Source organism: Gordonia bronchialis DSM 43247 (assembly GCF_000024785.1).
In the GTDB taxonomy this organism is placed as follows: domain Bacteria; phylum Actinomycetota; class Actinomycetes; order Mycobacteriales; family Mycobacteriaceae; genus Gordonia; species Gordonia bronchialis.
Genome location: NC_013441.1, coordinates 782008 through 800297, shown reverse-complemented (window position 1 = coordinate 800297; position 18290 = coordinate 782008). Strand labels below are relative to the sequence as shown.

General features: G+C 65.7%; 16 protein-coding genes and 1 other annotated feature. Of the genes, 6 read left to right on the top strand and 10 right to left on the bottom strand.

Annotated features, from left to right (window positions below):
• Window positions 1-148 precede the first annotated feature (148 nt).
• Window positions 149-1419 (top strand): IS3 family transposase gene (locus tag GBRO_RS03660; protein WP_085950389.1). Its coding sequence is split into 2 segments (ribosomal slippage): window positions 149-425 and window positions 425-1419, totalling 1272 coding nucleotides; the frame shifts between segments, so codons are not numbered across the junction.
• Here the strand turns inward: GBRO_RS03660 and GBRO_RS03655 are convergent.
• A complete protein-coding gene (locus tag GBRO_RS03655; protein WP_227892845.1) occupies window positions 1409-3190 on the bottom strand; it encodes an HNH endonuclease signature motif containing protein in 1782 nt (593 codons plus the stop codon). The genes GBRO_RS03660 and GBRO_RS03655 overlap by 11 nt on opposite strands.
• A gap of 385 nt (window positions 3191-3575) precedes the next feature.
• Here GBRO_RS03655 and GBRO_RS03650 point away from each other — a divergent pair, with 385 nt between their 5' ends.
• Window positions 3576-3890 carry a transposase gene (locus tag GBRO_RS03650; RefSeq protein WP_012832640.1) on the top strand — a complete coding sequence of 105 codons (315 nt, stop codon included), beginning with the start codon at window positions 3576-3578 and terminating at the stop codon, window positions 3888-3890.
• Here the strand turns inward: GBRO_RS03650 and GBRO_RS03645 are convergent.
• Window positions 3876-5186: an ISL3 family transposase gene (locus GBRO_RS03645; protein ID WP_012831990.1), complete on the bottom strand. Its 1311-nt coding sequence runs from the start codon at window positions 5184-5186 to the stop codon at window positions 3876-3878. The genes GBRO_RS03650 and GBRO_RS03645 overlap by 15 nt on opposite strands.
• Window positions 5187-5347: 161 nt before the next feature.
• Window positions 5348-5476 (top strand) — a sequence feature (AL1L pseudoknot).
• On the opposite strand from GBRO_RS03645, the gene GBRO_RS03640 reads away from it, so the two are divergent.
• Entirely contained in the window at window positions 5390-6352 is a 963-nt protein-coding gene (locus tag GBRO_RS03640; protein ID WP_083775521.1) for an IS3 family transposase, read from the top strand. (Overlaps the previous feature by 87 nt.)
• Window positions 6353-6443: 91 nt before the next feature.
• Complete coding sequence (locus tag GBRO_RS03635) at window positions 6444-7460, top strand: IS30 family transposase (protein WP_012832639.1); 1017 nt, start codon at window positions 6444-6446, stop codon at window positions 7458-7460.
• 45 nt (window positions 7461-7505) lie between these two features.
• Here GBRO_RS03635 and GBRO_RS03630 read toward each other — a convergent pair whose 3' ends face one another.
• Complete coding sequence (locus GBRO_RS03630) at window positions 7506-9161, bottom strand: serine hydrolase (protein ID WP_012832638.1); 1656 nt, start codon at window positions 9159-9161, stop codon at window positions 7506-7508.
• Between the two features lie 138 nt (window positions 9162-9299).
• Between GBRO_RS03630 and GBRO_RS03625 the strand changes: the two genes are divergently transcribed.
• Both GBRO_RS03625 and GBRO_RS03620 read left to right on the top strand, forming a co-directional pair.
• Complete coding sequence (locus GBRO_RS03625) at window positions 9300-11345, top strand: prolyl oligopeptidase family serine peptidase (RefSeq protein ID WP_012832637.1); 2046 nt, start codon at window positions 9300-9302, stop codon at window positions 11343-11345.
• A gap of 242 nt (window positions 11346-11587) precedes the next feature.
• Entirely contained in the window at window positions 11588-12742 is a 1155-nt protein-coding gene (locus GBRO_RS03620) for an alpha/beta hydrolase family protein (RefSeq protein WP_085950391.1), read from the top strand.
• Window positions 12743-12752: 10 nt separating this feature from the next.
• Here GBRO_RS03620 and GBRO_RS03615 read toward each other — a convergent pair whose 3' ends face one another.
• The 7 genes from GBRO_RS03615 to GBRO_RS03585 all read right to left on the bottom strand — a co-directional run bounded on the left by GBRO_RS03615 (window position 12753) and on the right by GBRO_RS03585 (window position 18254).
• Window positions 12753-13448 (bottom strand): rhomboid-like protein, encoded by a 696-nt coding sequence (locus GBRO_RS03615; protein ID WP_012832635.1) that lies wholly within the window; start codon window positions 13446-13448, stop codon window positions 12753-12755.
• 91 nt (window positions 13449-13539) lie between these two features.
• A complete protein-coding gene (locus tag GBRO_RS03610) occupies window positions 13540-14439 on the bottom strand; it encodes a hypothetical protein (protein WP_012832634.1) in 900 nt (299 codons plus the stop codon).
• A 49-nt stretch (window positions 14440-14488) separates the two neighbouring features.
• Window positions 14489-15436 carry a polyphosphate kinase 2 gene (gene ppk2 / locus GBRO_RS03605; RefSeq protein WP_041920200.1) on the bottom strand — a complete coding sequence of 316 codons (948 nt, stop codon included), beginning with the start codon at window positions 15434-15436 and terminating at the stop codon, window positions 14489-14491.
• Window positions 15437-15518: 82 nt separating this feature from the next.
• Entirely contained in the window at window positions 15519-16034 is a 516-nt protein-coding gene (locus GBRO_RS03600; RefSeq protein ID WP_012832632.1) for a DUF6764 family protein, read from the bottom strand.
• A gap of 168 nt (window positions 16035-16202) precedes the next feature.
• Window positions 16203-16643: an SRPBCC family protein gene (locus tag GBRO_RS03595; protein WP_012832631.1), complete on the bottom strand. Its 441-nt coding sequence runs from the start codon at window positions 16641-16643 to the stop codon at window positions 16203-16205.
• Between the two features lie 65 nt (window positions 16644-16708).
• Window positions 16709-17386, bottom strand: coding sequence for a DUF4166 domain-containing protein (locus tag GBRO_RS03590; protein WP_012832630.1), 678 nt, complete (start codon window positions 17384-17386; stop codon window positions 16709-16711).
• A gap of 265 nt (window positions 17387-17651) precedes the next feature.
• Window positions 17652-18254 (bottom strand): TetR/AcrR family transcriptional regulator, encoded by a 603-nt coding sequence (locus GBRO_RS03585; RefSeq protein WP_012832629.1) that lies wholly within the window; start codon window positions 18252-18254, stop codon window positions 17652-17654.
• Between the last annotated feature and the right edge of the window lie 36 nt (window positions 18255-18290).

The following is an 18290-nucleotide window of genomic DNA, read 5'->3' as shown; positions in this document are numbered from 1 at the left end:
CCGGTTGATCAGAAGGGTGGTGCGGGTCCGGTGTCGTGTTCGCGTCGGGTCTGTTCGATGAGATGGGTGCGTCGGCGGCGGTTGCGCATGCTGATCCGTCCCGGTGTTTCCGGAGGGTTCGTCTCAAGGGAGAATGAAACCTATGGCAGTGGCAGGATCGAAGCGATACTCGGATGAGTTGAAGCGCGACGCGGTGGACATGGTCGAGCAGTTGGTGGCTCAGGGGTCCACCGAGTGGGCGGCGATGGGCAAGACTGCGGATTTGCTCGGAGTCGGCTCGGCGGAGACGGTTCGCCAGTGGGTGCGCAAGGCGCCGTCGGGCGCCGCCAGCGCGCCAGCCAAGGCCGATAGCGAGGAGATTCGACGACTCAAGCGCGAGGTGGCCGAGCTCAAACGAGCGAACGGGATCCTGAAGGCGGCGTCGGCTTTCTTCGCGGCCGAGATCGACCGGCCACACCGCTAATTGTGGAGTTCATCCGCACTCACCAGGGACACCAGGTGGGTGCGGATGGCCTTGTCTGGGGCGTCGATTCGATGTGCGCCGTGCTCTGCGAGCATGGTATCCACATCGCCCCGTCCACTTACTATGATCACATCAACCGCGGGCCGAGCGCCCGCATGTTCGCCGATGCGCAGGTCATCGATGCGATCTTCGCTTTGCGCCGGAAGCGACCGCTGATGCGGGTTCTGGGTTCACGCAAGACATGGATAGTATTGCGCAGCAGTGGTATTGATGTTGCTCGATGCACTGTTGAACGAGTGATGCGGGAGATGGGATGGCATGGCGCGAGTAAGAAGAAGCGAGTGCGTACGACCATCCCTGATGCGGCAGCGTCGCGGCCGGCGGATCTGGTCGACAGACAGTTCTATGCTGCGGCACCAAATCGGTTGTGGGTAGCCGATTTTACCTACTGCCGCACCAAGTCGGGGTGGGCGTACACGGCGTTCGTCATCGATGTGTTCGCCCGCAAGATTGTCGGCTGGAAAGTGGCCTCGGAAATGACAGTGAACCTGGTTACCGATGCCATCAACAACGCGATAGACAACCGAAAGCGTTGCGGTGTAGTTGATTTAACGAGACTCATACACCATTCAGACGCGGGATCGCAGTACACAGCGATTGTGTTCGGGCAGCGGTTGGCCGAGGAAGGCATCGCGGCTTCTATTGGCAGCGTTGGGGATAGCTACGACAACGCGCTCGCGGAGTCGGTGAACTCTGACTACAAGAACGAACTCGTCGACAACCAGCCGCGATTTCACGGCGCGACCGAACTGTCACTGGGCACGGCCGAATGGGTGGCGTTCTACAACCGTGAACGCCCACACAGTTACTGCGACGACCTCACCCCCGACCACGCTGAGCGACTCCATTACGATCACATGCGCACCCTCAATCCGGAGGGGGCACTCACAACCTGAGCTCTCCGGAAAAGCCGGGGTGGATCATGCGTTCTTGGTGGCGGCGTGCGTGTTTGGCGGCGGTGCGGGTCTGACGCCGCGCGGGTGGGGTGTCGGCACCGTAGATGATGCGCGGTGGCGGGTGGTGGGTGCCGGGGTCAACGAACCGGACCCGGCCCAGCGTGGGGATGACGTCGATGACCGAGTCGGCGCGACCGGGCAGGACGAGACCTTCCGGAGTGACAAACGTGGTGTGCGGGCGCCCCTGATCGTCGAGAACCATGTCGTCGAGGAAGTCGGAGAACGTTTTCAGCAGGTGATGGAAGCGGCATTTGTCAGCGATTCCCGATGGGTGGGTGCGACCACCGGCGGCCGGGTTGTCGTGGTTGTATTCGGTGATGTGGTCGAGATCGCAGGACCAGGCCGGGCGGGTACAGCCGGGCACACTGCAGCGGCCGTCACGGGAATGGACATAGCTGGTCAGCGCAGCCGTCGGCCGGTACGGATCCGAGGGGAGGTGTGGCGCCAACCCGCCCCCGCCACGTGGTGTCGAATCGATGAGGGTGTCTGCCTTGTTGGCCGACTCGCACTCAGGTCCGGTTTCGGGTTCGGCCTCGGGTTCGGGTTCGGGTTCGGGTTCGGGCTCGGGACCGGGTTCGGGCTCGGGCTCGGGACCGGGCTCGGGACCGGGCTCGGGACCGGGCTCGGGACCGGGCTCGGGACCGACGATATTCGACGTGCGCGGCGCCGATTCGGGTGCCGCGGGCGTGTCCCCAACCGGGTCTGATTCGGCCGATGCGGACGGAATGTCTTGCGGTGCACCAATATCCTCCGCCAGCACAGAGTCCTCCGAGGGGACGGCCGGCTCGGCGGGTGTGGCGGTGGCGGGTTGAGGGTTGATGGGTCGGATGAGCGCATCAGACCGGTCAGCGAGGTCGCGGACATGATCGGCGGAAATCACACCGTCGCCATCGAGGTAACCCGGGGTGGTGTCCTCAGGATCAGACAGCGTCTTCTCGTCACAAACGACGTGGATGACGATGCGCGCCTGCGCCGGCGGCAACATCCCCGGTTCGGGAATCTCGGCGGTGCAGTCCGCCCGCGCACACAAACACTCGAACCGGGTGCCGGTCAACAGTGCGAAACAGGCATCCGAACCGCGCGCCCGGACACCACGTGGATCATGCCGGCAGACACACTCGGCCAACGACCGAACCGACGCGATCGCGATCTGGGCGTCTTCACTGCTCATCGACGCGGCCACCACCGCCATCCCGTCACCGTCGTCATCCACCCAGATCGCACGATCCTCGTTGGCCCGGCGGCGGCGTTCTCGCACCGCGCCCGGATCATGGCGAAACACAATACGGTCGGTCAGATCACGAACCGCAGCCCGCGACCACACCCCCTCCCGACCGCGGATGGCCGAGGCGATCGCCTCATCCACCGCACCGGCATACTCCTGCCCATGACACAGATCGGTACCGGCGATGATCGTCGACACCTTGCCCGCGGTGAGCAACCCGTCACGCAAACACTCCCCGACCCGGGGCAGGCGATCACGCACAGCGACGGCCTCCCGCAGCAGCTTTTCCGCAGTCGCCTGGGAAATGGCCAACGAGATCGCCATCCGCGCCGCGCACTGAGCAAAGCCATCCACACCACGCAGATCGCTCTCTCCCGCGGGTTCCACCAGCCTCGCATGCAACTCAGCAGCAACCCGCAAGGTGTACCAGGACAGATAGGAATGACCACGCTCGGCCTGACCCAACGACAACACCAGATCATTCACCCCGCAGACCTCAGGTCCATCCACCGCGGGGAGCCCCATCACCGCAGACGGGATCTGCGACCACACCACCGACATCCACCTCACCCCCTTCCCTCGGTGTTGACCTACGAGCCTGTGCAACCGATAACCACACGCTATCTCACGCCACCGACAATTCCGCCGATGCGGCAATCCACAGGTGTCTGATAACCAAGTCGTACAGCATGATTCATGCCTATCACCCCGCACCGACAATTCCTGACGACCCAGCCACGTCGTCTCCATGCCCTCGAGTCACGATTCTCATTACCGAAAGAATAGAACGCCACACCGACAACCCTGGCGGTGTCATACTGAACCGCCCCGGGTTCGTCGGAGGCTCTCGAACCTGTGAAGGATGGAGAGCATGGCAGCACCTCGGAAGTACAGCATTGAGCTGAAGGAGCGAGCGACGCGGATGGCGGTGGAAGCCCGCAAGGACCCGGCCACACGGCCGGGAGCGTTCAAACGGATCGGCGATCAACTCGGTGTGCACCCGGAGGCGCTACGCACCTGGGTCAAGCAAGCCGAAATCGATGGCGGGCAGCGGCCGGGTACCACGAGCAGCGATTCCGAGCGGATCGCGCAGCTCGAGCGGGAGAACCGCGAGCTGCGGCGGGCGAACACGATCTTGAAGCAGGCGTCGGCTTTTTTGGCTCTTCCTGATTCAGAGTGCGTGTAGGTGTTCTGCCAGGCCGCCGGAGTGGATGAGTGACCGCAAGATGTAGTGGTTGAGGTTGCGGAAGCCGAGCGCGATCCCGCGTAGGTGTTCCAGGCGGCCGTTGATCGCTTCGACGGGCCCGTTGGAGGCGCCGGTGTCGAAGTAGGCCAGGATCTCGGTCCGTCGAGCCCACAGCGAGCGGCCGAGTTGGGCGAGTTCGGCGAGTTCTTTTGGCACGCCGGTGTGGATGCGTTTGAGCAGCTTGTACATCGCGATCTTCCCGTCTCGCTTGTGCGGCTGGTCGTAGGCGTCGATCAGGTCCTGATAGACGGCGTAGGTGACCGCGACCGCCAGATGTTCCTCACGCGCTTGGAGGCCGTTGGTGATGCGGGTCTTCTGCTTGTCGGTCAACAAGCCGATTCGGGTGAGCAGAGGGCGGCGGATGCCGTAGAGCGGGTCCCCGCTACGGCCGCGGTGTCCGCACGTATCCTGTTGTACGCGTTGACGACACACCGTGAGCTTGTCGGCGGCCAAGTGCACGACATGAAACGGATCCATCACCGCACGCGCCTTGTCCAGGGTTTCAGCGGTCGCGGTGCGATACCCGGAGAAGCCGTCCATCGTCACCACCTTGATTCGGTCACGAAACGCAGGATCGCGCGCGGTCAGCCAATCCTTCAACGCCGCCTTGGAACGGCCGGCGACCATGTCCAACAAACGTGCCGGCCCGGTACCATCGACGATCGGTGTCAGGTCGACGAGCACGGTCACGAAACTCGAATCCCCCTTGCCGCGAACGTGTTTCCACTTGTGCTCATCCACCCCAAGGACTCGCACACCGTCCAGGCGGGCCGGTGCGGACGCCAACGAGCGGGCCGCGTCCAACGCAAGGTTGTTCACGGTGTTCCAACTCATCCCGATCGCAGCGGCGACCGCTGTCACCGACATCTTGTCGACGATCATCGCCCGCAGAATCCAGGTCGTGGTGCGCCGGGTGACCTGTGCCCGCGGCGCCACGATCGTCGAGATGTCGGCACGAAAGATCGTGGTGGGACAGTCCGGGTTGTCGCACAGATAGCGCGGCACCGAGATATGCAGCCGAGTCGGATGCCCCACGATCGGCAGATCAGCGACCTCACGATCGATGTGGTCACGCAGCCGACCCGGCAGCCCGCATCCGGGACATGTGTTCTTCGGTTCCAGGACCTCGCAGAACACGTGGGTGCGGTCCTCGCCGTCGAGGGCGGCACCGGTGATCGTCACCCCGAGCTCGATGGTGCGGCAAATGGTGTCGGCAATAGCGCTACGCTGCAACATGGGTCCTGTCGGTGTCGGGCTGATGGTGTGAGAGCTTTCATCCTCACACCGCAGGACCCGCCTACACCTCCAGCGACACCGCCCATCACCCCGCGATCTTGCTCACCCCTACATCTTGTGGTCGCAAGAACCTGTTCCACGCACCGTCAATCAGGAAGAGCCGCTTTTTTTGCCGCGGAGATCGACCGCCCACAGCGTTGATCGTGGAGTTCGTCGCCGCTTCTCGCGACGAACACGGAGTCGATCCGATCTGCGCGGCCCTACGCGACACGGCCGCCCAGATCGCTCCGTCCACGGTACGAGCCCACCTGAGTGCGAACAAGACCGAGGCGCCACGCACGGTGCGTGACCGGGAGATGCTCGGCGAGATCCGCACCGTGCACGCCGACAATCTCGGCGTCTACGGTGCCCGCAAGGTCCACGCCGAACTACGCAGAAAGGATATCGACGTGGCGCGCTGCACTGTCGAACGATTGATGAAAGCCGATGGACTGCAAGGGATACCGAGGTTGAAGACACGCAGGACCACCCGCAGCGATGGCGCCGAAACCCCGCAACCGGCCGACCGAGTCGGCCGGCAGTTCACCGCCGAGGCGCCGAACACCTTGTGGGTGGCGGACCTGACCTACATCCGCACCCACTCCGGGTGGGTGTACGCGGCGTTCATCCTCGACGTGTACTCGCGCGTGGTCGTCGGCTGGCAGGTCTCGACCACGATGCACACCGACCTCGCATTGGACGCCTTAGACATGGGATTGTGGGCGCGTGATCGTGCCGGCCAGGATGTGGCCGGACTGATTCACCACTCGGACCGCGGAGTGCAGTATCGAGCGATTCGTTACACCGAGCGTCTCGCCGAAGCTGAAGCGGTGACTTCGGTTGGCTCCAAGGGTGATTCGTATGACAACGCGATGGCCGAGGCGTTCAACTCGTTATTCAAGGCGGAATGTATCCGCAACCCGATCATGCGCCCGAAGAGCGGGTGGGGCGGTGTCGGCGACGTCGAGATCGCGGTCGCCGAGTACATCGAGTGGTTCAACCACCGCCGTCTGCACGGCGAGATCGGACACGTCCCGCCGGTCGAGTACGAGGCCGCCTACTGGGCGGCCCACACGGTCACCAGCTACCGTGAGAACCCGGTCCCAGCAGAGGCCGGAACCAACTAACCGAGCCTCCAGCAAACCCGGGGCGATTCATACCCTCGAAGCAACGGTAGCCGAGAGGCGTTGGTGGACAGGGGTTGTAGTGGGGCGCAGGATGTTGACGATCGAGGATCGAGCGGAGATCGCCACGGGGGTGAAAGCCGGTTGGACGGTCACCGCGATCGCAGCACATCTGGGCCGGTGCAAGTCGGTGATCTCACGCGAGATCCGCCGCAACTGCACCGCGGCAGGGTATCGGGTGGTGGCTGCGGACAAGAAGGCCGCCGCGGCGAGGGCGCGCCCGCAGATCCGTGCGATCGACGCCGATCCGGTGCTGGCGGCGCGGGTGCGGGCGGATCTGAAGGCCTCCCGCACACCCCGGCAGATCGCGGGACGGTTGCGGCTGGAGGCCTCAGGCGAGAGTGTGGAACTTATGGATGGTTCCCTCGACGCCCAGGGCCGCAGGGTCTCGCATGAAGCCATCTACCGGTGGATCTACGCCCATCCCGGCAAAGAACTCGCCAGGCAGGGAATCATGTGGCGCAGCAAGCAGTCCCAACGAAGATCCCGCAAGAAGCCCGGTGAGCGCACGGCGCGGATCGTGGGCATGGTGTCCATCGATGATCGCCCCGCCGACGCCACCGACCGGCGGGTGCCCGGCTGGTGGGAAGGTGACCTGATCGTGGGGGCCGGCAACACGACCGCCGCGATCACCCTGGTCGAACGCAGCACGCGTTACACCCTGATCCTCGGGTTGCCCGACGGGAAGAAGGCCGACGGTGTCGCCGATGTGTTGATCGATCACCTCCAGGGGTTGCCGGAGTTCATGCGGCAAGGATTGACCTGGGATCAGGGCACCGAGATGGCAGAGCATGCCTCGATCACCGTGGCCGCTGACCTGCCGATCTACTTTGCACACCCGCATTCACCGTGGGAACGCCCGTCCAACGAGAACACCAACGGCCTGATCCGCGAGTACCTGCCCAAAGGGACTGCTATCACCAGCAACCAGGCCTACCTCGACGCCATCGCCCGCGAACTCAACGAACGCCCCCGACAGACACTCGGCTTCTACACCCCACGCGAAAAGTTCGAAGCCCTCCTACGAGACAACGTTGCTTGCACGGGTTGACATCGCCCCTGTTTCTCCCGATATCGATGAGTTCACCCCCATCGCTCATCTGCGGGTGAAGACGCCTCCGCCCGGGTCATCGTCGTCCTGGTAATACTCGATCGTCATCCGCGGGCCGTCGAAGGTGACCTTGGAAATGGTCCCGAGTTCGGCATTCTCGTCACGCATCGTGAACGTGAAAGTATTCGCATCCCAATGGGTGAGTTCACGGACCGCGCGGCCCCCGGGTCCCATTGCGAGCACGAGCCGGCCGTCCTGTTCGCGCACCACCGCCGGCCCGTACAGGGGATTGTCGTAGGTTCCGGCATACACGGAAAGTGGCTGCGCCGGAGCGGGGTTCGCCGGCCGCGGCTTACCGACCAGGCTTCCCGACGGTGTGCTCATCTCGGCGAATGCCTGCCCGTAGAGGGTGCGCCAGTCGTGCCTGATGGCACCGAACTGGACGAGGTCGGCGAACTCGCCGGTGAGCGCTTCGACGGCGCCCACCGGGGCGGCGTTGGAGAGCACGACGATGGCCACGTCGGCCGAGGGCAGCACCAGGAAGTTGGTGGCGGCACCCATCGAGAAGGCTCCCGAGTGGCTCACCTGGGTGCGTCCGCCCTCGGTCACCGACACGTTGAACCCGTAACCGTAGAAGCCGGCGCGCGCATCCGGGGCGGCCGCCGGCGACGACACGATCTGCGGGGTGATCGCCGGCAGCAGTGCTTCCGGCGAGATCAGCTGCCTGCCTTGATATGTGCCGTCACCCAGCAGCATGGCAAGCCAGTGCGAGACGTCGTTCACCGATGAGCTGACCCCACCGGCCGGGGACTGCGGATCCGGTTCGCGCTGAGCCGGAGTCGTCACCCACTTGTCGTCGACCTTGACGTGCCCGACGACACGGTTCTCGCGGGCGGCGAAGTCGCGGAATCGAGAACTGGTGCGGGACATGCCGAGCGGGCCGTAGACCGCGTCTGCCGACAACGTCTCCCAGTCCTTGCGCACCCGGTTGGCCACCGACTCGGCTGCAGCGGTGACGCCGAAGTTGGTGTACTCGTAGGTGATCCGGAACGGTTCCAGCGGCAGGAACCGCAACCGGTTGAGCACTTCGGCCCGCGAATAGCCGAGATCCTCGATCTTGTCGCCCGCGTGGTCGGGCAGCCCCGACCGATGTGCGTACATGTCCGCGACGGTGACGGTCCGCGTGACGTACGGATCGGCCAGCGCGAAGCCTGGCAGACCGGTGATCACCGGGTCGTCCCACCCGAGGGCACGGTTGGACACCTGGGTGGCGATCACCGTCGATCCGATGGACTTCGACATCGACGCCAGCGGGAACACGGTGTCCGCGTCGACTCTCGCCCCGGTGGTGACGTCGGCGACGCCGAAGCCCTTCGCGTACTTGGTCTCTGCGCCCGCGACCACCGCAACGGCCAAACCGGGGATGCCGGTGTCGCGCATCATCGACGACACCAGATCATCGAGCCGCGACACCGCGTCGGCCACCGCGTCTGCGGGCAGCGGAGAGGCAACCTGAGCGTTGGGATTCCCGGCCTCGGATTGCACCGTCGACGAACCGGGCCGGTATGACGAGTCGGTGGAACAGGCGGCAAGGACCGCGACGGTCAGCATCGCGGTCACCAGCACGGGCACCCGGAACGTGCGGCGCAGGCCGCCGTGCGGTGCGATCGTCCGATCATCAGCCGGCGACCCAGCAGTCATGGCACACCCTCGATCTCCGACCCTGGGAAAACAGTACGCCGCACCGGTATCGCCGAGGGGCGGATTGCGCAGGTCACACGCGATCTGCCGGGAACGCCGACGGCGGCTCGGCATCGGCGGCCGCGTAAGTTGGTTGCCATGACCCAGCACGACCCGACGAATGATGCCGACCCCTACCTGTGGCTCGAGGATGTCACCGGAGACGACGCCCTCGACTGGGTACGCACGCACAATCAGCCGACCGTGGACGATCTGACGTCGTCGGATCGGTTCCGGGACATGGAAGCGGCCACCCTGGCCGCCCTCGACACCGACGACCGGATCCCCTATGTACGACGGCGCGGTGAGTTCCTCTACAACTTCTGGAAGGACGCCACCAACCCGCGCGGCCTGTGGCGGCGGACCACGCTGGACTCCTACGTCACCGACGACCCCGAGTGGGACGTCCTCATCGACGTCGACGAGCTCGCCCGCGCCGAGGACGAGAACTGGGTGTGGGCGGGCGCCACGGTGCTGCGGCCCGACCATGAGCGGGCACTCATCTCGTTGTCCCGCGGCGGCGCCGACGCCACCGTGGTCCGCGAATTCGACCTGACCACCCGCAGCTGGGTCGACGGCGGGTTCGAGCTACCCGAGAACAAGTCCAGCGTCAGCTGGATCGACCGCGATTCCGTCTACGTCGGAACGGATTTCGGCGAGCAGCCGGACGGCCGGAGCGCGCTCACCGATTCCGGGTACCCCCGCATCGTGAAACGCTGGACACGCGGCACACCACTGGCCCAAGCGGAGACCGTCTTCGCCGGCGAGGTGAGCGATGTGTCGGTCCGCGCCGTCTACGACGACACCCCCGGCTTCGAGCGCCACTTCCTGCGCCGCTCCACCGACTTCTTCAACTCACTGTTCTACGAATTGCACGACGGCCGAACCGAACTCGTCGAAGTTCCCACCGACGCCCACGCCGGTGTGCGACGCGACTGGCTCTTGGTGCTGACCCGCTCGGAGTGGACCGTCGGCGACGACACACACGCACCGGGGACACTCCTCGTCTTCGACTACCCGGCCTACCTCGCCGGCGACCGCACCGCGACGGTGCTGTTCCGTCCGGACGCGCACACCAGCCTCGTCGACTATGCCTTCACGCGTTCACATCTTATCATCGTCACCCTGCATGATGTGCACACCCGCGTCGAGGTGCGCAGCGTCGGCGACTGGACGCCCGTCGACATGCCCGGCCTGCCGGAGCTCGCCACCATCTCGGTCCTCGACACCGACCCCGACGAGAGCGACGAGGTCTTCTGGTCGGCGACGTCCTTCACCGACCCACCGAGCCTGCTGCACGGTGACAGCGGCGTCGACGCCACGGTCATCAAGCGCAGCCCGTCGTTCTTCGACGCCGAGAACGTCACTGCCGAACAGCATTTCGCGACCTCCGACGATGGAACGCAAATTCCCTACTTCGTGGTCCGACGACGCGACGTGACCACGGGACCGACCCTGCTCTACGGGTACGGCGGCTTCGAGAACTCCCTGACGCCGGGCTATCTGACGATCGCCGGGCAGAACTGGATCGATCGCGGCGGCATCTACGTGATCGCCAACATCCGCGGCGGCGGCGAGTACGGCCCGGCCTGGCACACCCAGGCGCAGAAGGCGGGCCGCCACAAGGTGTACGAGGACTTCGCCGCGGTGGCGCGCACCCTCGTCGACACCGGACTCACCACCGCGAGTCAGCTCGGCGCGCAGGGCGGATCCAACGGCGGACTGCTCATGGGCGTCATGCTCACGCGTTACCCGAACCTGTTCAGCGCGTTGGTGTGCCAGGTCCCGTTGATCGACATGCGCCGCTATCATCTGCTGCTCGCCGGCGCCTCGTGGATGGCTGAGTACGGTGATCCCGACGACCCGGATCAGTGGGAGTTCATGAAACCGTTCTCCCCGTACCAGAACATCAGTGCCGACGCCGAGTACCCGCCGATCCTGGTGACCACCTCCACCCGCGATGATCGTGTCCACCCCGGCCACGCCCGTAAGCTCGTCGCCCGGCTCGAGGAGACCGGCCACGACGTGGCCTACTACGAGAACATCGAGGGCGGCCACGGCGGTGCCGCCGACAACAAGCAGGCGGCCTTCAAGTCTGCGCTGGCCTACGAGTTCCTCTGGCGCACACTGTCTCCGGCCGACTGACGCCGCGAGGCGGGCGCACCCCGTGTCGCCGCCCAGCTCGCGCGTCACCGGCCAGCACGTCATCTCCCGGCCGAACAGTGACATCCCGAGCGCACAGTTGTGCCCGATCGGCCCGGAGGCGGGCGTACGTGCGCTGTGGATGAATAGAGTCCTCAGACGTGAATCTCCAGCTCCGCGCCCGCCGTCGACGCGCCGTACCCCCGATGATCGTGTCCGCTGTGATCGCGGTGGTCATCACCACCATGTCGCTCGCCGCGGCCGGGACCGCGCGTGCCGACGACGACGTGTCGGTCGGCGTCCCACAGTGGTCCGGACTGGACGTCACCGCCTACCGCGGGCCGGTGCCGTTGCGAGCGGGTACCCTCATCGCCTCTGTGCCGCTTGCCCGTTCGCTCAATCTGCCGGACGCCGGTGCTGCCTACCGCATCCAGTTCAGCTCCCTCGACCAGCACCATCGGATGGCGACCAGCACCGGTGCGGTCTTCCTCCCCGAGGGCGCTCCGCCGCGTGGCGGCTGGCCGGTGATCTCCTGGGCGCACGGCACGGTGGGAATGGCCGACCAGTGCACCCCGTCGGCGTTCCCTCGTAGCGCCCGCGACCAGAAGTACCTCGGACATTGGTTACAGCAGGGGTATGCGGTGGTGGCAGCCGACTACGTCGGGCTCGGCACTCCGGGCCTCATGGCCTATCTGAACGGGGTGACCGCAGCGCACTCCATCGTCGATGTCGTCGTCGCCGCCGCGCAGATGCGACTGCCACTGGCCCGACGCTGGGCGATCATCGGCCAATCGCAGGGTGCGGCGGCGGCGCTGAACGGTGCTCGGTACGCAACGACGTTCAGTCGCGGCACCGGGCTGGACTATCGCGGCGTGGTCGCGACCGGTATCCCCGCGAACCTCGAGTATCTCTACCAGAATCTCGGCCCGGCGGTCCCGCCCGTCAATCTTCCCGGCGGCCTCAACGCCTACACCGCATACATCCTGGCCGGTTTCAATGAGACCCGCCCCGACCTGAACGTCACCTCGGTGATGAGCCCGAAGGGCCTGGCGCGTCTCGCCCAGGGCCGATCGACCTGCTATCCGGTCCTGAAGTCCGCGTTGGCCGGGGATGACGTCCGGACGTGGTTCATCAAGCCGCTGTTGACGATTCCCGGCTTGAGTTCGGCACTGCACTCCTACATGGCCACGCCGTACAAGGGTTACGACCGACCGATCTTCCTCGGTCAAGGTCTGCGCGACGTGGATGTGCCCGCCCCGTCGGCCCTGTCTCTGTACGCGCAGATGAAGGCGAACAATCAGCCGGTCACGTTGCACGTCTACCCCGCCGACGACCATTCCAGTGCCGTGCTGGCATCGATGCCTGACTCGACACCGTTCCTCGCCCGCATTCTGCGGTGACCCGGCGGACTCAACCTGCTCGGGTAAGACGAGATCGCAACGCCCGCACCGTATCCAGCGGATTCCACGGCGCCGTGTCGCGGCCTCGTGTGATGGGATAGAACGCGAGACCGATCAGCACCGACGCGAAGTGCCCGATGGCGGTGAAGGTCAGCGCGGTGATCAGGGGCGCACCGTAGACGACGATCACGCCGGCCAGATACACCCAGCGCCAGGGGGTGGCGATCCGGTAGGTGAGTACGGCGACGATGCCGGCCAGGAAGTAGCTGACCCCGACATCGGTCACGTGCACCATCGATTCGCCGGCAACGCCGTCTCGGATGGCCAGCCCGAGGAGTCCCTCACTGATATAGGTCGCCAGCACGTGAGCGCTCAGGCCCACCAGCAGCCAGCGCAGCGAACCGAGCCAGCGTTCGGCCGGGATGTGGAAGATGGCGAACGCCAGCAGATACGGCAGCCAGTACGCGCCGTCGAGCCAGAACAGGCTGGTGAACAGGACGTGCAGAGGGTCGGTCGTCAGGTGGTGCAGGTTGGTCGACCGGGTCACCAGAATGTGGTGCAGTTGTTCGGGACTCGCGCTGTGCTGGACGATCGTCGTCACGAGCATCACCACGAGCCAGGCGCAGGTGAGCGGTGCCGAGGACACCACCGACCACACCGCTCGGGGTACGGACCGCAGCCGGGCGGTGCGCGTCGTCACGTCCATCTCGCCACCTCCGCAAAACCAGACCCGACGTCCAGTGTCCCACCTCGACGGCAACACGGCAGCGGTAATTCGGTGTCCTACCGGAAACTGCTCAGCGGGGGCTCCAGCCGTTCGCCGCATAACCGGCGTCGTCGTATGTGGCACGCCTGCGACGTGTGCCGGGGAACACGAGCCGCACGATGACGCCCAGCACCACCAGCCCGACACCCACGCCACCGACGATCAGCACGACGTGGGTGAGATCCTCCGCGCACCGGTCGATGAACAGGTCGGCGACCTTTCGGGCGGTGTCGTCGGCGTCGGAGACCCGACTGCGAGCCTCCCGCCCCAGCAGCGCGCCGGCCGCCCAGGCCGCGGCACAGGACAGCACCAGCCCGATGCCCAGCCAGGCGAGCACGGTGCCGCGCCGGCGGGCGAAGAGCAGCGCGAGAATGCCCGCGACGACGGCCACGATCGTCGATGTCCAGGCGAGCAGCGTGATCTGGTTGCCGAACCGGTGATAGTGGCCGGCTTCGAGGCTGATGTCGCGATTGACCAGTTCGATCTCGATCGGCCCCGGCACGGGTTGCGCGGCCGGGAAGACCTCGCGCACCACCCGATTGACCATCGGGGTGATATCGACCCGCATCACCGACCGTTCGGCCCCGGGCTGCGGCTCGTCGAACAGCCAGGAATGCTGTTGGCGCACCAGCGTCACGAAGTCCTCCCGGAATCCGGGACTCTCGGTGTATCGCTGCGCCACCGGTTTGGCCACCGCGGCGATGGGCCGGTCCAGCTGACCCGCGCCGATCTGGTCGGCACGGGAGACCACCTGGTCGGTGATCTGGTCGGCCAGGAAGGTTTTGACGTTGTCGTCGGACGCCATCGGGGTGACCACGGAGATGAACCCGTCCTCGTCGACGAGGCGTTCGGCGATCCACATCCCGGGTACCGCGACGACGCTCGCGACCACCGCGATCAAGGTCAGCAAACCGCTCACGAAACTTCGCACAGCACGAGGCTACCGACGCCGACGACGATGCCCGCAGCGGCTCCGGCCGCTACTCCCCGATGACGTCGGCGGCACGTCCGACGATCAGCGGATCCGGTGTGCCGACGAGCTCGAGGTTCTTACCTTCGTAGTCGAACAGGTTGAGCACGTGGCGCATCGCGTTGATGCGTGCCCGCTTCTTGTCGTTGCTCTTGACGACCGTCCACGGCGCGTGGTCGGTGTCGGTGGCAGCGAACATGGCCTCTTTGGCCTCGGTGTAGGCGTCCCATTTGTCCAGTGACGCAAGGTCCATCGGCGAGAGCTTCCACTGCCGCACCGGATCGATCTGCCGGATCGCGAAGCGGGTGCGCTGCTCGAGCGGGGTCACCGAGAACCAGAACTTGACCAGGTTGATCCCGTCGTCGACGAGCATCTTCTCGAAGGCCGGTACCTGACTCATGAACTGGTCGTACTGCTCGGGGGTGCAGAAGTTCATCACCCGTTCGACACCGGCACGGTTGTACCAGGACCGATCAAAGAAGACCATCTCGCCGCCGGCCGGCAGATGCTGGACGTAGCGCTGGAAATACCACTCGGTGGACTCGCGCTCGCTGGGCTTCTCCAGTGCGACGACGCGGGCGCCGCGCGGATTGAGATGCTCGTTGAAGCGTTTGATGGTGCCGCCCTTGCCCGCGGCGTCACGCCCCTCGAAGACGAGCAGATGACGCTGGCCGTTCTGCTTGGACCACTTCTGCAGCTTCAGCAGCTCGATCTGCAGGCGACGCTTGGTGACCTCGTACTCACGACGGCTCATCCGCTCGTCGTAGGGGTAGTCCTGCCGCCACGTGTCGACGACATTGCGTTCGGGCAGCGTCAGCAGCACCGGGTCGTCGTCATCGTCGTCGTTGACGGCGAACTGGGTGGTGTCGTGCAGATCGACGAGCTGCTGCAGGGCCTCCCGGCCGTTGAGCACGCTGAAATCGGGGCCGATCTGGTCAAGGTCGTGTAACTCGGTCACCACCCAACGATAGGTCGGGCTCCCGAACAGCGCGTTGCGAAGGGGTGAACTCGGATCTGGCGCCGTGTCTCCCTGGTGCTCCCTAGTTCCGCAGATCGATGGAACCCGCGTGCAGGCAGCCCTTGCCCGTGGTGGTGTCCACGGCCGCGGCGAATCCGCCACTGCATGCCGCACCTGCCGGGCCGGCGTAGGCCTGTCCGCCCCAGCCGCCGACAGACACCGAGACCCCACCTTGGCGGGCCTGCGCCACCGAGAGTCCCTTGGGGCCGGTGGTCACCGCGTAGGCCTGGCCCCGGGTGTTGGCCCCGGCGAGCGCCGACGATCCGGGCTGCATGTTCAGCGCGCGCGCGTTGCCGCCGTTGTCGGAGACCGCGACTGCCGTGCCCGCGCCGCTGGAGTCCTCGGCGTTGGCGGTGGCCCCGCGTCCGGCCTTGGCGCCGCAACCACTTTGGCCCTTGATCACCTGCATCTGGTGACCGTTGGAGGCGGTACAGGTGGCCGCCGCGGCCTCACCCCCACCGATTCCCGCGAACCACACCAGCCCGGCGCCACCGATGACCGCGACCGCGACTCGTGCGGCAATCCTGTTGATATGCAATTTAATTGGCCTCCAATGGCGGGAGTGGTGCGGGGGGGAATGATGCCAGCGTACCGAACGCGGATCGCCGATCGAGCCACGACGGGCCTCCCCTGAGTCACGGATCGGCAACGTCGCGTCCCATCCGTCACGCCCACCGGAGTCGCGGCGGCTGCGTCGTCGAATCGATCAGGCCGACGCGCGGCGCTCCACCTCTGCGGTGAGCCCCTTCTTCGCGGTGTCGACGGCCATCTTCTGCGCGCGCTTGACGATCAGACCGGGCAGTTTGATCTTGAGGTCCACCTCGAGCACGAACTCCACGTGGGCGCCCTTGTCGGTTTCGCTGACCGTGTACTTGCCGTGTTGCTGACTGAGCTGATTGGACTCGACGAGGTGCCACTCGCAGGTGGTGTCGGTCCACTCGTAGTTGCACGTCTGCTCGTCGGAGATGCCGGCGGCGGTGACGACCATGCGCACCTGGTCGGGGCGACCGTCCTCGTGCTCGGAGAGGATCTCCGCTTCCTTGTGCGGTCCCGACCATTCCGGGAGGGACTCGATGTCCATCAACACCTCCATCACCACGGCGGGGGGTGCGGCGACGTCGAATTCGGTTTTCGCGGAGACAGCCATGAGCAGAACCTACCCCCACCCCTGCGCGGGCATGCAGCCAACCACCGGCATCGGGATTCGGGCGGTCAGCTCTCCCGGTCGATCAGATTCTCGGTCCACGCCTCGTCGGGGATGTCCTGCAGGGTGCACAGGCGGTCGGCGGTGGTGAACCAGCCCCGGAAATGCAGGATCTCGCCGATCACGGGGTTGCGGACCGTCGCGTCGCAGCGGAAACGATCGTTCTTCTCGTCCCAGCCCTCCATGTAGCGCATCTGCGCGCCGAACAGGCCGCGCATCCCGAGTTTGGGTCCCTTGCCCAGCCAGCGCAGCGGGCCGCTCTCCATCAGCAGATCGCCACGGCTGTTCACCGACAGTTCGACGGGATACAACAATTCGGGACCGTCACCGAAGAAGTCGACGATGCCCGAACTGGCCGGCACCTTGACCGAGTTGAGTTTCTTGGTCCCATTCGAGTACTCGAAGGTCCGCAACATCGCGAGGCACTCGCGTCCGAGTTCGTCGCGATAGCAGTAGTGCTCCTCGGTGAAGGGCACCATGCGGCTGGTGCGCGCCGGCATGGCCGCGCGGTTGCCGTAGTAGCGGATGACCGGCGGGGTGAGTGCGGAATTGATGTACACCGACTCGTACATGCCGTGCCCGTTGAGCGCGACACCCGATGTCGAGTCGATGCTGTAGCGCCACGCCAGATTCGGATGCAGGCGGTCGAAATCCGACCCCAGAGCCTGCATGAACACCGGCGTCATCTCGGTCGTGCTCCCCCACAGTTCGTGCGCGGCGCTGCGCGCAGGCGTCATCCGGGCGGCCCGGACCCCCGACAGGTACGCCCACTCGAGGGATGAACCTACTACGTGATGAACGACACCTGAACCCTTGGTATGGAAACGTCCGGTCGCGTGGGTGTCGACGGTGGTGCGAATTTCGCCGGGTTCTGAGGTGGTGGCATTGCATATAGTGCGATGCCCACCCGTCTGAGGACCCCCGAATTCACACCGGGGTGACCGGCCCCGATCAGCGCACGAGAGTCTCACACAACGCGGCCAGCTCGACGATCACCTTGTCGAGCGGTTCGACGCTGCGCCGTGTCTGGCACAGCCCGACCGCACCCTCGATGGATGCGACGACGAGATTGGCCAGCGACCCCGCCCGATCGGCGTCGACGCCCTCGAGCACGAGCCGCGCGGCGACCATCTCGATCCACTGGGTGAGAACTTCCTCGGCGGCGTCGGCGACCTGCGGTTCGGTCCCGCGGGCCAGGCCGCCGGCCAGAACCGGGCAGCCGAACTGATAGTCGGTGTTGACCAGCATGCGTCGCCAGACGTCGCCGATGTCGCTGACCGCCTCGGCTGCGGTGTGCGAGCGGAGTGTGCCGATGCGGTCGGCGATGAAGTCACCGGCGTAGCGCACCGCCTCGGTCATGAGTTGTGTCTTGCCGCCGGGAAAGTGGTGGTAGATGGACCCGCGCGGGGCCGAGCTCGCGGTGATGACGTCGCCGATAGAGGTGGCGGCCACGCCGTCACGCCCGATCAGATCGGCGGCATGGATCACCATCCGCTCCCGCGGGCCCCGCTCGTCGGCACCCTGCGCCACCGGGGTCGAGGTGTGTGACGCCATGCGCACTCCTATGCAGACCTTCATAATCGACGACTT

Coding starts and splice junctions, on each gene's coding strand:
- GBRO_RS03650 (WP_012832640.1), top strand. CDS start 3,576: ATGGCAGCACCTCGGAAGTACAGCATTGAGCTGAAGGAGCGAGCGACG.
- GBRO_RS03645 (WP_012831990.1), bottom strand. CDS start 5,186: ATGTTGCAGCGTAGCGCTATTGCCGACACCATTTGCCGCACCATCGAG.
- GBRO_RS03635 (WP_012832639.1), top strand. CDS start 6,444: ATGTTGACGATCGAGGATCGAGCGGAGATCGCCACGGGGGTGAAAGCC.
- GBRO_RS03630 (WP_012832638.1), bottom strand. CDS start 9,161: ATGACTGCTGGGTCGCCGGCTGATGATCGGACGATCGCACCGCACGGC.
- GBRO_RS03625 (WP_012832637.1), top strand. CDS start 9,300: ATGACCCAGCACGACCCGACGAATGATGCCGACCCCTACCTGTGGCTC.
- GBRO_RS03620 (WP_085950391.1), top strand. CDS start 11,588: ATGTCGCTCGCCGCGGCCGGGACCGCGCGTGCCGACGACGACGTGTCG.
- GBRO_RS03615 (WP_012832635.1), bottom strand. CDS start 13,448: ATGGACGTGACGACGCGCACCGCCCGGCTGCGGTCCGTACCCCGAGCG.
- GBRO_RS03595 (WP_012832631.1), bottom strand. CDS start 16,643: ATGGCTGTCTCCGCGAAAACCGAATTCGACGTCGCCGCACCCCCCGCC.
- GBRO_RS03590 (WP_012832630.1), bottom strand. CDS start 17,386: ATGACGCCGGTGTTCATGCAGGCTCTGGGGTCGGATTTCGACCGCCTG.
- GBRO_RS03585 (WP_012832629.1), bottom strand. CDS start 18,254: ATGGCGTCACACACCTCGACCCCGGTGGCGCAGGGTGCCGACGAGCGG.